The following is a 14391-nucleotide window of genomic DNA, read 5'->3' as shown; positions in this document are numbered from 1 at the left end:
GGGAAGAGAAATCACCGGATTGCCGCGGAGTTGAGGGTTGTCCTTCGTGCTGGGAACAGTACTGGGAGCAACCGGGAGATTGCACGTAGCAATCGCCTGGCTGCTCCCAGTGTTCGAATAACGTCGGCTCAGAAGGCGCCGGCACCGTTCGGGGTACCGAGGCCGGTCGGGCCGTCCCAGCCGGTGCGGGCGTTGCACCACTGGGTCGTCGGGCAGGTCCCGTTGCTACCGCTGGTCACGTCGAACAGCGAGCTCGCGTGGCCGTACGGCAGCGCGTTCGCGTAGCCGGTGGTGTTGCCGGACAGCGCGTACACCGCGGCGATGATCGGCGCCGCCTCACTCGTCCCGCCGAACTGCGCCCAGGTCGACGCGGTCTTGCTGGTCGGGTAGTAGATCGCCATCCCGCCCTTGCCCGGGTCGGCCGCGGCGGACACGTCCGCCATCGCCCGCTTCGAGCAGCCGGTGTCGAACGACGACGCCGCACTCAGCGCCGTGTTGTACGTCGAGCACCCGGAGCCGGCGCCGCTCCACACGGACTCGCTCCAGCCCCGGGTGTTGCTTGCGGCAACCAACGACGTACCGCCGACGGCTGTCGTGTACGACGACGACGCCGGGTAGCTGCCGCCCTGGTAGCCGTTGTCACCGGTCGATGCGGTGACCGCGATACCCGGGTGGTTGTAGTACTTGCCGTACGTGGTGTCGTCCGCGTCGCTGCCGCCGTAACTGTTGGAGATGGCAACGACACCGGCCTGCTTGGCGGCCGTCTGGACCGCGGTGCCGAGGTCCGCGAAGCTGGCCGAGTTGGCCTGCACCACGATGATCTTGGCGTCCGGCGCCGCGGCCGAGACCGCGTCCACGTCGAGCGCCTGCTCACCGGCCCAGCCGGCGTTGAACTTCGGCAGCGTGCTGCCGCCGGTCTGGTTGATGACCTTCAGACAGCCGTTGGCCGTCGTACAGGCGGACAGGCCGAACTGCGAGCGGTAGACGCCGAGGTCGCGCTCGAGGTTCGGGTAGCCGTACGCGTCGACGATCGCGACCGCCCGGCCGTTCGCCTTCAGGCCCTTGAGCTTGTAGGCGTCCTGCAGTCCGGACGGGGTCAGGCCGGTCGACGGCGGGGCACTGGCCTTGGGGGCGAAACCGTTCGCGTCGACGAGCTTCACGGCGTCGCAAACGGCGGTGTGGGCGGATCTGGTCGCGGAGCAGACCTTCGCGTCATGTTTGCCGGCGGTGTACGGAGTGGCCGCGCCGACCGCGCCCGAAGCGCTCGACATGGCCGCGGTGACACCGACGACGGCGAGCGCACCTGCGCTCAGGGCGGAGACGAGAATCCGTTGCCTCAACTGGACTCCTCGAGGTTGGGCAGGCCTCCGCGCACCATCCCGATCGGCCAGTGGGCGGAGGCCGGCTTGATTTGGGGGGTCTTCGCATCGTCCGTCCGGTGCGCCACCGGAGGCCAGCGATCGGACCACTGACAAATGTCATGGGCAGTCCCGTGACAATCGGCCCAGCGCGACGCGATTTCCCGCGTGATCACGCGGTCACCGTCAGCTCCGAAAGCCGTGAAGGATTCCCCCTGAGTTTCCCGGCACCTGATCTTGACACCGTTTCGGCGCCCAGGTCTATGCTGCCGAGAAATCGATTTCCCATTGAGAGAGGTCTACTCATGGCTTTGCTGAGTCGGCGGCGGTTCCTCCAGGCCACCGGGGGTACGGCGCTGACCGCCGCGCTCGCGGGATGCGGCGGTGGCGGAAGCGGCGGCGGGTCCTCGTCCAAGGAGCTGTCGTTCGTCTACATGGGCACGGCCGAGCAGCAGGCCACCTGGAACAAGCTGTTCGCGAAGTTCACCGAGCAGCACCCGGAGATCAAGCTCAAGGCCGAGGGCATCCCGCTGTCGAACTGGGGCGACTTCTTCAACAAGCTGTCCACCCGGATCGCCGGCGGCCAGGTCCCGGACGTCATCCAGATCGCCACCGAGGGCCAGCGGCTGTTCGCGTCCAAGGGCCTGCTCGCGCCGCTCGACGACTACATCAAGAAGGACCAGTCGACGATCGATGAGTACTACGCCGACATGGACCCGAACCTGGTCGAGTGGGACAAGAAGTACGCCTCCACCGACGGCAAGACGTACTACCTGCCGGGCGAGTTCAACACGATGTGCATGTGGTACTCGAAGGACCTGTTCGCGAAGGCCGGCGTACCGGAGCCGACCGCGAAGTGGACCTGGGACGACTTCCGGCACGCGTGCGAGCAGATCAAGGCGAAGACCGGCGCGTTCGGGTACGCCGCCGACTCGGCGTACTTCGCCGCGATCATGCCGTGGCTGCTGACCAACGGGACGAGCTCGTTCACCGACGACTGGTCGAAGCCGACGTACGACGACCCGAAGGCGATCGAGGCGGCCGAGTTCAACCGGAAGCTGGTCGCCGACAAGCTGTCGCCGCCGCCGGGCGGCACGTTCGACGCGTTCACGGCCGCGGCGCAGGGCAAGCTCGCGATGTTCGGCGGCGGGCGCTGGCCGATCATCAGCATCCGGAACCTGAAGGCCACCACCAAGATGGGCATCGTACCGTGGCCGACCAAGGTGCAGCAGGGCTCGCCGGTCGGCTGGAACGGGTACCCGATCCTGAAGGCGTCGAAGAAGAAGGACGACGCCTGGACGTTCATCAAGTTCCTGATCTCGAAGGAAGGCTCGTCGACGTTCGCGCAGCTCGGCGGCACGATCGTGCCGGCCCGGAAGTCGATCGCGAACAGCCAGTCGTTCCTCGAGGACGCGCCTTCCGGAACGCAGTATCTGTACCAGGCGCTCAGCTACGCGACGCCGATCCCGTCGCCGGACAAGGGCGCCGCGATCCAGAAGGCGATCGAGGACGGCTGGAAGCAGGTCCTGACCGGCAACGCCGCGCCCGCCGACGCGCTCGGCAAGGCGCAGACCACGCTGGAGGGATTGGTCTGAAACCGCAACGCCGGGACTGGTTGCCGGGCTATCTGTTCATCAGTCCGGCCGTCCTGCTCTTCCTCGTCTTCGTCGCTCTCCCGCTGCTCGCCGCCTTCGGGCTCAGCCTGTTCCACTGGGACCTGCTGAGTACGCCGGAGTTCGCCGGGCTCGACAACTTCAAGCAGCTGGTGAGCGACGGTACGACGATCCGCGCGGTGCTGAACACGTTCGTGTTCGCGCTGTCGTCGGTCGTCACACACATCGGCCTCGGGATGCTGCTCGCGCTCGGGGTGCACCGGACGATGACCCGCGGCACGAAGTACTTCGTCCGGACGGCGTACTTCTTCCCGTTCCTGGTGTCGTGGGCGGCCGTCGCGCTGATCTGGAAGTACGTGCTGGACCCGACGTTCGGGCTGGTCAACTACTACCTCTCGGCATCGACGAACTGGCTGGCGTCGCCGACCTGGGCGTTGCCGTCGTTGATCCTGGTCGACTGGTGGCACACGATCGGGTACACGTTCATCATCCTGCTGGCCGGACTCCAGACCGTGCCGGCGCAGCTGCACGAGGCCGCGCGGGTGGACGGCGCGAACGCGTGGTGGCGGTTCTGGAGCGTCACACTGCCGGTGATGTCCCCGACGATCTTCTTCGCCACCGTGATCACGTTCATCGGCGCGTTCCAGATCTTCGACCCGATGGTGATCATGACACAGGGTGGGCCGGACGGCGCGACCCGGAGCATCGTGCAGTACACGTACGAGAAGGGCTTCCAGTCCTTCGAGGTCGGGTACGCCGCGGCGCTGTCGCTCGTACTGTTCGTCGTGATCATGGTCGTCACCGGGCTGCAGTTCCGGCTTTCACGTCGATGGGTGCACCAATGAAGGGTCGGTTGCTCGACCTCGTGCTCGTGCTTGGTGGCGTGGTGATGATCGCGCCGCTGGTCTGGCTGATCGTGAACGCGCTGTCTGAGCCGATCAACGCGTTCCAGCTGCCGCCGCAGTGGATCCCGAACCCGCCGACGGTGCAGAACTTCCAGCAGGTGCCCGGGCTGATCCCGTTCGCCCGGATGGCGTGGAACAGCCTGCAGATCGCGGTGATCACGACGGCGGGGGCGTTGTTCACCAGCGCGATGGCGGCGTACGCGTTCAACCGGCTGCGGTTCCCCGGGCGGGACCAGATCTTCTCGGTGCTGCTGGCGGCCCTGGTGGTGCCGGTGCAGCTGACCGTCGTACCGATCTTCATCATGATGCGCTGGCTGCACCTGGTGGACACCACGGTCGCGATCTGGTTGCCGGCACTGGTGAACGTGTTCGGGATCTTCTTCCTGCGGCAGTACATCTCGTCGATCCCGCGGGAACTGGACGAGGCGGCGATCATGGACGGCGCCGGGCACTTCTGGATCCTGTTCCGGGTGATCCTGCCGCTGGCGCGGCCTGGGTTGACAGCGCTCGGGATCTTCGTGTTCGAGGCGTCGTGGAACAACTTCTTCTGGCCGTACATCTTCCTGTCGACGCCGGAGAAGATGACGCTTCCGGTCGGGCTCGTGTCGCTGCAAGGCGCGATGGGCGGCGGGCCGGCCGTCGTACTGTTCGCCGCGATCACGCTGGTGGTGCTGCCGATCCTGGTGCTGTTCCTGATCTTCCAGCGCTCGTTCATCGCGTCGATCGCCACCACCGGGTTGCGCGCATGACGTACCTTCCGGCTGCTTTCAAAGCCCTCTGGCACCAGCTCCCCCTCCTGGCCACGGCCGGCGTGCTGACCTGCGCTGCGGCGGCTCTCGTCGTTCTGTTCAGTCCTGGGCTCTCACCACTGACCGTCCTGCTGGCTGCCTTCGTCGTCTGTCCTGTGTGGGCATCCGTGGTCGCGACCACGGATGCGGTGGTGCGGGAGGACCGTGGTGGCGTCCCGGAGCTGATGAGGAACTTGCGGAGGCACGCCCTGGCTGGAGTGGGCGTTGGGTTGGTGCCGGGGGTTGTGGTCGCTGTGGGGTTGTTGAACTGGCAGCTGTACTCCGGGCCTGTGTTCCTGCTGCCGTTGGCTGTCAGTGGGTGTGCGGGTGTGCTGCTGTTGCTCGCGTCTTGCTACGCCTTCAGTCTGCGGGTGACCGCTGGGCTGCGGGGCAGGCGCCTGTGGTTCACCGCGCTCCACCTGGTGGCCCGTGCCCCGCTTGTACCGCTCGGCGTGCTGGCGTTGGCTTTTGTCGCGTTGCTGCTCGGTACGTCGGTTACCGCTTCACTGTTACTGCTTGCCCCAGGACCTGTTGCGTTGTTCGCCTCTGCTGGTACATGGACGGAGAAACATGCACTACACCGGTGACACCCTTCGACACTTCGCACTGCCGCTGGGAGGTCTCGGCACCGGCACTGTCGCGCTGGCCGGCAACGGCGCGTTGCGCCAGTGGCAGTTGCACAACCTCGGCAACCACGAGGGGCACGTGCCGGACAGCTTCTTCGCACTGCGCCTGTCCCGCGTCGAACCACCGCTGGACGAAGTACGGCTGCTCCAAGGTCCCCCGCTTGCTCCCTCCAACACACCGTTGGTGACGGACGACGTCGTACCGGCCGGCGAGCAGGAGCTGCACGAGGTCATCCGTCCGATCGGACCGACCAAGGTGACTGCTACGTATCCGCAGGCACGCGTTGAGTACGAGACCGATCTGCCTGTGCAGGTGAGCCTGGAGGTGTTCAACCCGCTGGTGCCGGGTGATGCCGACGCCAGCTCGCAGCCGGTGGTCGGGTTCACGTTTACGCTGCACAATCCAGGGCCTATCGCCCTGCACGGCAAGCTGGCCGGCGCGCTCCAGAACGCCGTCGGCTGGGACGGCGTCACGCCCGTTCACGGCACGTCCTGCAGCCTGTACGGCGGCAACACCAACCGTGTCCGGCGCGGAAGCTGGACCTCGTTGGTGTGCGATAACGGCAGCCTGCCTGATGACCATCCCGGTGCCGGGCAGCTGGTGCTTGCTGCTGACGGCGAGGCCCTCGTCCACCCGCAGTGGAGTCGCCCCGAGGAGTTTGTTACCTTCCTCAACGGTCCGGCGACCCCCGCAAGCGGCGCCAGCGCGCCCGGCAGCACCTGGAACGGCGGGCTGGCCGTCCCGTTCCACCTCGAGCCGGGTGACACGAAGCAGTTCCGGTTCGTGCTCGCCTGGCACTTCCCGAACCGATATGTCGACTTCAACCAGTTCGGCCCGCACCCGGAGTACGGGCACAGCCGTTTCTGGCTCGGCAACGCGCACACCCGCCGTACGCCGGACGCCGTCGCCGCCGCGGAGCGCTTCGTCGAGCACTGGGACGAGCTGCGGGAGCTCACCACCAAGTGGACCGAGGCGTTCGACAACAGCACGCTCCCCGGCGAGGCCGGCGCGCGACTCGCGGCGCTCGCGGCCGACGTCCGCAGCCCAACCGTCTTCCAGACCGCGCAGGGCGACGTCCTCGGCTTCGAAGGCGTCCTCGGCGCGTCCACCGTGATGTGGGGCGGCCGGTACGGCGGATCCTGCCCGCTCAACTGCACCCACGTCTGGAACTACGAGCAGACGCTCTCCCGCCTCTTCCCGTCCCTCGAACGGAACATGCGCGACACCGAGTACGACGTCATGCAGGCGCCCGAGGGGTACATCCCGCACCGCGTCCGCGCTCCCCTGTACATGAAGCAGCTCTGGGATGTCGTCATCGGCGGCCCGGAGGAGCCCGCCCTCGACGGCATGCTCGGCAACGTGCTGAAAACGTACCGGGAGGTCCGCCAAGGCGCCGGCGTCGACTGGCTCCGGCACCGTTGGCCGAACGTCGTCCGTCTCCTGGACCACATCCACGGCAAATGGCTGCGCGACGGCGTACTGCGTGGCATCCAGCCCAGTACGCACGACATCGACCTGTGCGGCGTCAACTCGTTCATGGGCACGCTCTGGCTGGCCGCGCTGCGTGCAGCCGAGGAGATGGCGCTCTTGCTGGGCGAGGACCCGAAGCAGTACCGCACGCTCTTCGAGACCGGCAGCACGGCGTACGACGAGCTGCTGTTCACCGGCGAGTACTACCGGCAGATCCTCGACCCGGACGAGACCCGTGACTTCCAGTGGGGCGACGGCTGCCTGGCCGACCAGCTGATCGGCCAGTGGTGGGCGCACCAGCTGGACCTCGGCTATCTGCTCCCGGAGGAGCACGTACGGACGGCACTGCGCAACGTCGTCCGGCACAACCTCCGCACGGACTTCCACGACTTCGAGCACCCGTACCGCGTCTTCGCCGACGAGGACGACACCGGCCTGCTCATGTGCACCTGGCCGCACGGCGGGCGCCCCGACGTACCCACCCGGTACTGCGACGAGGTGTGGACCGGCTCGGAGTACCAGGTCGCCGCGCACTGCCTGTACGAAGGACTCACCGACGAGGGCATGGCGGTCCTGCAGGGCATGTGGGCCCGGTACGACGGCACCCGGCGCAACCCGTTCAACCCGATCGAGTGCGGCGACCACTACATCCGCAACGCCGCCGGCTGGTCCGTCCTGGAAGCCCTCACCGGCTACCGCTACAACGCGATCACCAAGACGATCACAATCGCCCCGCTGGATCTCGTCCGCTCCAACGACAGCTGGAGCTTCCCCTTCACCACCAGCACCGGCTGGGGAACCGCTACGTACGCCTCAGGCAGGCTGACACTCACATGCGAGTCCGGCCACCTCGACCTGCAGGCAGTCACCGTCGACGGCACCACGTACGCCGTCGACAACCCGGGCAGCCCGCTAGTGATCTCAACGACCTGAGAGTGCCGGCCGTCCGGCAACGCCACCGGACGGGCGGCACTCGTTCAGAGGAGTCCGAGTTCCGCGGACTCTTGGTCGGTGAACAGCCGGGAGCGGATCAGGAAGCGGACGCCCTCGGGGGCCTCCACGGAGAATCCGCTGCCGCGGCCTTTCACCACGTCGACGGTGAGCTGGGTGTGCTTCCAGTACTCGTACTGGTTCGCGGACATCCAGAAGGCGATCGGCCGCTCCAGGCCGTCGACGACCAGGTCACCAAGATGCACGTCCGCGGCCCCCGTTCTGAATTCACCGTCCGGGTAGCACATCGGCGAACTGCCGTCGCAGCACCCACCGGACTGGTGGAACATCAGCGGACCGTGCATCCCGGTGAGGCGGCGCAACCACTGCGCCGCCTCGTCAGTGAGCAACACCTTCTCCACCACTCAGAAGAACCCGAGCTTCGAAGGGCTGTAGCTGACCAGCAGGTTCTTGGTCTGCTGGTAGTGGTCGAGCATCATCTTGTGGTTCTCGCGGCCGATGCCGGAGTTCTTGTACCCGCCGAACGCCGCGTGCGCGGGGTACGCGTGGTAGTTGTTCGTCCACACCCGCCCGGCCTGGATCTCCCGGCCGGCCCGGTACGCCGTGTTGATGTCCCGCGACCAGACACCCGCACCGAGGCCGTACAGCGTGTCGTTGGCGATCTTCATCGCGTCCGCGTAGTCGTCGAACCTGGTCACCGAGACGACCGGCCCGAAGATCTCCTCCTGGAAGATCCGCATCTTGTTGTCGCCCTCGAAGATCGTCGGCTGGATGTAGTACCCGCCGGCCAGGTCGCCGCCGAGCTCGGCCGGCGCGCCGCCGGTGACCACCCGGGCACCTTCCTCCTTGCCGATCCCGATGTAGGCGAGGATCTTCTCGTACTGGTCGTTGCTCGCCTGGGCGCCCATCATCGTGTCGGTGTCCAGCGGGTTTCCGAGCTTGACCGCCTGGGTCCGCGCGGTCGCGTCGGCCAGGAAACCGTCGTAGATCGAGGACTGGATCAGCGCCCGCGACGGGCAGGTGCAGACCTCGCCCTGGTTCAGCGCGAACATCGTGAAGCCCTCGAGTGCCTTGTCGTAGAAGTCGTCCTTCGAGGACGCGACGTCGGCGAAGAACACGTTCGGGCTCTTGCCGCCGAGCTCGAGCGTCACCGGGATGATGTTCTCGGACGCGTACTGCATGATCAGCCGGCCGGTCGTGGTCTCACCAGTGAACGCGACCTTGGCAACTCTGTTGCTAGAGGCAAGCGGTTTGCCGGCCTCGACGCCGAATCCGTTGACGATGTTCACCACGCCCGGCGGCAGCAGGTCGCCGATCAGTTCCATCAGCACGTGGATGGAGGCCGGGGTCTGCTCGGCCGGCTTCAGGACGACGGCGTTGCCGGCCGCCAGCGCGGGCGCCAGCTTCCAGACCGCCATCAGGATCGGGAAGTTCCACGGGATGATCTGTCCGACGACGCCGAGCGGCTCGTGGAAGTGGTACGCGATCGTGTCGTCGTCGATCACCGACACCGAACCCTCCTGGGCCCGGAGCGCGCCGGCGAAGTACCGGAAGTGGTCGATCGCCAGCGGCATGTCGGCGGCCAGCGTCTCCCGGACCGCCTTGCCGTTGTCCCAGCTCTCGGCGACCGCGAGCAGTTCGAGGTTGGCCTCGATCCGGTCGGCGATCTTGTTCAGGATGTTCGCCCGCTCGGCCGGCGAGGTACGGCCCCAGCCCGGCGCGGCACCGTGCGCGGCGTCCAGCGCGGCCTCGACGTCCTCCGCCGTACCGCGGGCGATCTCGGTGAAGTTCTGACCGGTGACCGGGGTCGGGTTCTCGAAGTACTGGCCCTTGACCGGCGGGACCCACTCGCCGCCGATGTAGTGGTCGTAGCGCGATTTGTACGCGACCGGGCTGCCATCCTGCCCGGGAGCTGCGAAGATCGTCATAGGTCCTCCAACGGATCTGGCGTTGACCCGAACCTAGGGACCCCGACGTTGCACGGACGTTGCAACGTGGAGTGAGGTTGTATGGACGCACCGGAGCAGGCCCGCCGGTTGAGCGGGCTGTACGACGACGTGCTCGGCGGGAGCCACCCCGCGAGCGACCCGCGTCCGCTGGTCGCGGCCTCCTGGGAACGCTCGCTGGCCGCCGCGGTCGACCCGGACCTGGACCTACCGCCGATGATCCTCGAGCAACGGATGGTCGAGGAACTCCGGGCCAACCACCCACTCCGCGCCGTCCTCCCGGTGCTCCGGCAGACCCTGACGACGATCGCCGACGAGGCGTCGCACATCATGATCGTCACCGACGCGCAGGGCATGATCCTGTGGCGCGAGGGCGCCGCCGACGTGAAACGGACGGCCGACCGGATCGCGCTGTCCGAGGGCGCGGTCTGGTCCGAGGACCAGGTCGGGACCAACGGCATGGGTACGGCGCTCGCGGTCGGCGAGCCGGTCCAGATCCACTCCGCGGAACACCTGGTCCGGCGGATCCACGAATGGACCTGCGCCGCCGCGCCGGTGCACGACCCCGACACCGGCAAGCTGCTCGGCGCGGTCGACGTCTCCGGTCCGCTGCGGACCGTCCACCCCGCGATGGTCGCGCTGGTGACCGCCGCCGCCCAGCTCGCCGAAGGCCAGCTCAAGGTCCGGATGGCCGCCGCCGACGAGATGCTCCGCGCCCGCAACATGCGGCACCTGATGGCGCTCGGCGACGCGCCCGGCGCGCTGCTCACCCCGACCGGGCGGGTGCTCGCCGTACAACCACTCGAATGGCTGCCGGACCGCCTCGTCGTACCGGACGGCGCCGACCGGATCGACCTCGGCGACGGCCGCGAAGGACTGGTCGAACGCCTCGACGAGGGCTACCTACTCCGGATGCCCGGTACGTCGCTGCGCCGCTCGCGCCCGTCGCTCCGCCTGAAGCTGCTCGGCTCGGGTCAGCCGATCGCGGTCGTCGGCGGCCGCGAGATCGCGCTGACGTTGCGGCGGGCCGAAGTACTCGCACTGTTGTTACTGCAGCCCACCGGCCTGACCGCGGAGCAGCTGATGCTCCAGCTGTACGGCGACGAGGGCAACCCGACGACGGTCCGCGCCGAGATGCACCGCCTCCGGAACCTGCTCGGCGGCGGAGTCCTTGACACGAAGCCGTACCGGATCGTCGCGGACGTCACCGGCGACGTGACCGAAGTACAGCAGGCACTCCGCGCCGGTGACCTCCCGAAGGCCCTCGAGCTGTACGCCGGCCCGCTGCTCGCCCGCTCCGACGCGCCCGCGCTGCGCTCCGAGCGCGAGGAGCTGGACGCGACGATCCGCCGGGCCGCGCTCGACGCGCACAGCCCGGACGCGCTCTGGCAGTTCGCGCAGACCACGACCGGCGCCGAGGACCTGGAGATCTTCGAGTCGCTCGAGGCCGCGCTGCCGACGGACGATCCGCGGCATGCCGCGGTCGCCGCCCGTCTGCACCGGTTGCTCGGCTGATTTACTCGCGCCCGACCAGGATCCACAGGTAGTCGCGGTTCTTGGTCGGGAACGTCGCGGTCTTGTTGCTGAGCTCCTTGGTCTTCTTGCAGTCGCCGGTCGTGTACTTCCAGCGCACCACCTGCACCCGCCAGGACTGCTTCAGCTGCTGCAGCCGCCGGACCTTCCCGCTCGGGACCTCGGCCGTGTACGACCAGCTGTCGGTGACCGACTGGGACTTGCCGACGGTCTTCGCGTACTTGCTCTGGATCTCCGCGATCACCAGCGGGATGCTCACCCCGAGGTCGCCGGACCAGGACGAGTTCGACTCCGACGTGGCGGTCTTCTGGTAGGTGATCCGCCCCGGCCCCTCCATCCAGTCGCTGTGCAGATTCGTCCCGACGTACACCTCGTGGCCGCCCTTGGTGTACCAGTACACGGCCCCGGTATCGCACTTCTTGGCCGCGGCCGGCACCGCCGACGCCACCCCCGGAACCACCAGCCCGGTGGCGATCAGTACCCCAGCAGCGATTCCCCGACGAAGACGCATGACTCTCCTTTAGAAACCTGTTGACAGATACTGTGATTGCAGTGGTTGGAAACTTACGGATTGGTCTACTTCGACCGCAAGGAACGCCACGTCTCGGTTCGCGCACGACCTCAGCTCAGGCAGGTGACGAAGCGGATCCCCCGGGCGGAGAGCCAGGCCCGGACGCGCGAGCGGCTGCTTGCGGCCGCCGCCGAACTTCGCCGGCAAGCCCGAGCTGATCGCGACACTCCTCGCGGAACGGACCCAGCGGGAGTACTCCGAGATCCGCGCGATCGACGACGGACTGCTCACGGCGGCCGCGCTGCTGGAAGCGCGCGGGCTGGAGCACCGGCACCTGCGCGCGACGGCGACCCGCCTCGAGGACGTCAAGATCCGCCGGCCGCGGCGAAAGGTGAAGTGAGCCGGAACACGCGGGCGTGACGATGGCCGCAAGGACATGACTCATGAGTAACCAACCAATAACATCCCTGGTATGCAGATCCTCGCCATCGTCGTCTCGCTCGCGGTGACCCTGGTCGCCGTCGCGCTGTTCGGCAAGACGGTCGGGCACATCGTGTCCGTGATCAAGCTCGGGCAGCCGGCCGGCCGGACCGACAACCCGGGGAAGCGGACGCTGACCCTGGTCAAGGAGTCGCTCGGGCACACCCGGATGCTGCAGTGGAGTCACATCGGGGTGATGCACTGGTTCGTCGCTTTCGGGTTCATCGGCTTGTTCCTGACCCTGGTGACCGCGTTCGGCCAGCTGTTCTCCCCGCACTGGGCGCTGCCGATCATCGGGCACTGGTTCGTGTTCGAGTGGGTCAGCGAGGCGCTCACGTGGACGGGCCTGGTCTCGATCGTCGGACTGATGATCTACCGGCTGATGCACCTCCCGAAGGGGGACAAGCCGCGCTCGTCCCGGTTCTACGGCTCGACGTCGTGGCAGGCGTACTACGTCGAGTACACGATCCTCGGCGTACTGATCTGCATCCTGCTGCTCCGCGGTCTGGAGTATCAGCTCGGCGAGGGCAGCAAGTTCCACTATCCCGGCACGTTCTTCCTCGGCGGACTGTTCGGCGGTCTGAGCCAGGGCGGTCTGGAGAACGCGGTCTACCTGATCGCGATGATCAAGATCCTGATCTCGTTCGCCTGGATGATCACGATCTCGCTGAACGCAACGATGGGTGTCGCGTGGCACCGGTTCACGGCTTGGCCGAACATCTGGTTCAAGCGCAAGGCCGACGGCGGTACGGCGCTCGGCGCGCTGCAGCCGATCATGGTGAACGGCGCCCCGATCGACTTCGAGAACATCGACGAGCTCGACGAGGACGCGGCGCTCGGGGTCGGCAAGGTCGAGGACTTCACCTGGAAGGGCCTGCTCGACTTCACCACCTGCACCGAGTGCGGCCGTTGCCAGTCGCAGTGCCCGGCCTGGAACACCGACAAGCCACTGTCGCCGAAGCTGATCATGATGGGCCTGCGCGAGCACGCGTACGCCAAGGCGCCGTACCTGCTGGCCTCCTCCGACGACGAGCGGAAGTCGCTCTCGCAGCTGGTCATCGACGAGCAGGAGAAGCCGTTGGTCGGACCCGCGGACGTTGCTGTCATCGACGAGGAGGCGCTCTGGGCCTGTACGTCGTGCGGCGCGTGCGTGCAGCAGTGCCCGGTCGACATCGAACACGTCGACGCGATCATGGACATGCGCCGGTACCAGGTGCTGATCGAGTCGTCGTTCCCGTCCGAGCTCAACGGGCTGTTCAAGGGCCTGGAGAACAAGGGCAACCCGTGGAACATGAACCCGTCCGGCCGGATGGACTGGGCCAAGGACCTGCCGTTCGAGGTCAAGCAGGTCGGGTCCGACGTCGAGTCGCTGGACGAGGTCGACTACCTGTTCTGGGTCGGCTGCGCGGGAGCGTTCGAGGACCGCGCGAAGAAGACCACGCAGGCGGTCGCGGAGCTCTTGAACATCGCCGGTGTGTCCTTCGCCGTACTGGGTGACGGCGAGACCTGTACGGGCGACCCGGCGCGGCGGTCCGGCAACGAGTTCGTGTTCCAGCAGCTCGCGATGCAGAACGCCGAGGTCTTCAAGGAGACCAAGGTCCGCAAGGTCGTCTCCACCTGCGCGCACTGCTTCAACACCCTGAAGAACGAGTACTCCCAGCTCGGCGTCGAGCTCGACGTCATCCACCACACCCAGCTGCTGAACCGGCTCGTCCGCGACGGCAAGCTGACCCCGGTCGCGCCGGCCGACAGCTCGCTCAACGGCCAGAAGATCACGTACCACGACCCGTGCTACCTCGGTCGCCACAACCAGGTGTACGACGCCCCGCGCGAACTGCTCGACATCATCCCGGGCGCGGAGTACGCCGAGATGCCCCGCAACCAGACGAAGTCGTTCTGCTGCGGCGCCGGCGGCGCGCGGATGTGGATGGAGGAGAAGCTCGGCACCCGGATCAACCTGAACCGGACCACCGAGGCGGTCGAGACCGGCGCGGACAAGATCGCCACCGGCTGCCCATTCTGCCGGGTGATGCTGTCCGACGGCCTCACCGCCAAGCAGGCCGACGGCTCGGCCCGCGAAGAGGTCGAGGTGCAGGACGTCGCCCAGCTGCTGCTCGCCTCCGTCAAGCGTGGCGACTAGCTGCAACTAGCTGCAATCTGCCTTCCTCCTCAGGTGGTCCAGACCGTAAACTCCTGCGGCTGCACCGTC

General features: G+C 67.3%; 12 protein-coding genes. 8 read left to right on the top strand and 4 right to left on the bottom strand.

The genetic code is table 11. The features are described from left to right. Positions 1 to 128: 128 nt before the first annotated feature. Entirely contained in the window at positions 129 to 1340 is a 1212-nt protein-coding gene (locus tag ACXJJ3_RS24145; protein WP_458164112.1) for a S53 family peptidase, read from the bottom strand. A gap of 323 nt (positions 1341 to 1663) precedes the next feature. Between ACXJJ3_RS24145 and ACXJJ3_RS24140 the strand changes: the two genes are divergently transcribed. Genes ACXJJ3_RS24140 through ACXJJ3_RS24120 form a run of 5 tightly spaced genes read left to right on the top strand, consistent with a single transcriptional unit; the run spans position 1664 to position 7694 of the window. Beyond that, the gene (locus tag ACXJJ3_RS24140) at positions 1664 to 2953 is read left to right on the top strand and encodes an ABC transporter substrate-binding protein (protein ID WP_458164111.1); all 1290 of its coding nucleotides are present in this window, start codon (positions 1664 to 1666) and stop codon (positions 2951 to 2953) included. Between the two features lie 20 nt (positions 2954 to 2973). Beyond that, entirely contained in the window at positions 2974 to 3816 is an 843-nt protein-coding gene (locus tag ACXJJ3_RS24135; protein ID WP_458164110.1) for a carbohydrate ABC transporter permease, read from the top strand. Further along, entirely contained in the window at positions 3813 to 4625 is an 813-nt protein-coding gene (locus ACXJJ3_RS24130) for a carbohydrate ABC transporter permease (protein ID WP_458164109.1), read from the top strand. Before ACXJJ3_RS24135 ends, ACXJJ3_RS24130 begins: the two co-directional genes overlap by 4 nt. Further along, entirely contained in the window at positions 4622 to 5251 is a 630-nt protein-coding gene (locus ACXJJ3_RS24125; RefSeq protein ID WP_458164108.1) for a hypothetical protein, read from the top strand. The genes ACXJJ3_RS24130 and ACXJJ3_RS24125 overlap by 4 nt, the downstream gene beginning before the upstream one ends. Beyond that, a complete protein-coding gene (locus ACXJJ3_RS24120) occupies positions 5235 to 7694 on the top strand; it encodes a GH116 family glycosyl-hydrolase (RefSeq protein WP_458164107.1) in 2460 nt (819 codons plus the stop codon). The genes ACXJJ3_RS24125 and ACXJJ3_RS24120 overlap by 17 nt, the downstream gene beginning before the upstream one ends. Before the next feature lie 44 nt (positions 7695 to 7738). Here the strand turns inward: ACXJJ3_RS24120 and ACXJJ3_RS24115 are convergent, their stop codons facing one another. Further along, the gene (locus tag ACXJJ3_RS24115; protein WP_458164106.1) at positions 7739 to 8104 is read right to left on the bottom strand and encodes a DUF779 domain-containing protein; all 366 of its coding nucleotides are present in this window, start codon (positions 8102 to 8104) and stop codon (positions 7739 to 7741) included. A 12-nt stretch (positions 8105 to 8116) separates the two neighbouring features. Further along, on the bottom strand, positions 8117 to 9640 hold the full coding sequence (gene adh / locus ACXJJ3_RS24110; protein WP_458164105.1) for an aldehyde dehydrogenase: 1524 nt from the start codon (positions 9638 to 9640) through the stop codon (positions 8117 to 8119). Positions 9641 to 9721: 81 nt separating this feature from the next. Between adh and ACXJJ3_RS24105 the strand changes: the two genes are divergently transcribed. Beyond that, entirely contained in the window at positions 9722 to 11173 is a 1452-nt protein-coding gene (locus tag ACXJJ3_RS24105) for a GAF domain-containing protein (protein ID WP_458164104.1), read from the top strand. A 1-nt stretch (position 11174) separates the two neighbouring features. On the opposite strand, the gene ACXJJ3_RS24100 is transcribed toward ACXJJ3_RS24105, so the two are convergent. After that, positions 11175 to 11702, bottom strand: coding sequence for a hypothetical protein (locus tag ACXJJ3_RS24100; RefSeq protein WP_458164103.1), 528 nt, complete (start codon positions 11700 to 11702; stop codon positions 11175 to 11177). A gap of 178 nt (positions 11703 to 11880) precedes the next feature. On the opposite strand from ACXJJ3_RS24100, the gene ACXJJ3_RS24095 reads away from it, so the two are divergent. Further along, positions 11881 to 12102 carry a DUF6204 family protein gene (locus tag ACXJJ3_RS24095; RefSeq protein WP_458164102.1) on the top strand — a complete coding sequence of 74 codons (222 nt, stop codon included), beginning with the start codon at positions 11881 to 11883 and terminating at the stop codon, positions 12100 to 12102. A gap of 72 nt (positions 12103 to 12174) precedes the next feature. Then, positions 12175 to 14322, top strand: a complete 2148-nt coding sequence (locus tag ACXJJ3_RS24090) for a (Fe-S)-binding protein (protein WP_458164101.1) — start codon at positions 12175 to 12177, stop codon at positions 14320 to 14322. Positions 14323 to 14391 lie beyond the last annotated feature (69 nt).

It is taken from the genome of Kribbella sp. WER1 (genome assembly GCF_054189145.1).
The sequence above is the reverse complement of the archived record's forward strand: the minus strand, read 5'-3'. Positions and strand labels throughout refer to the sequence as shown.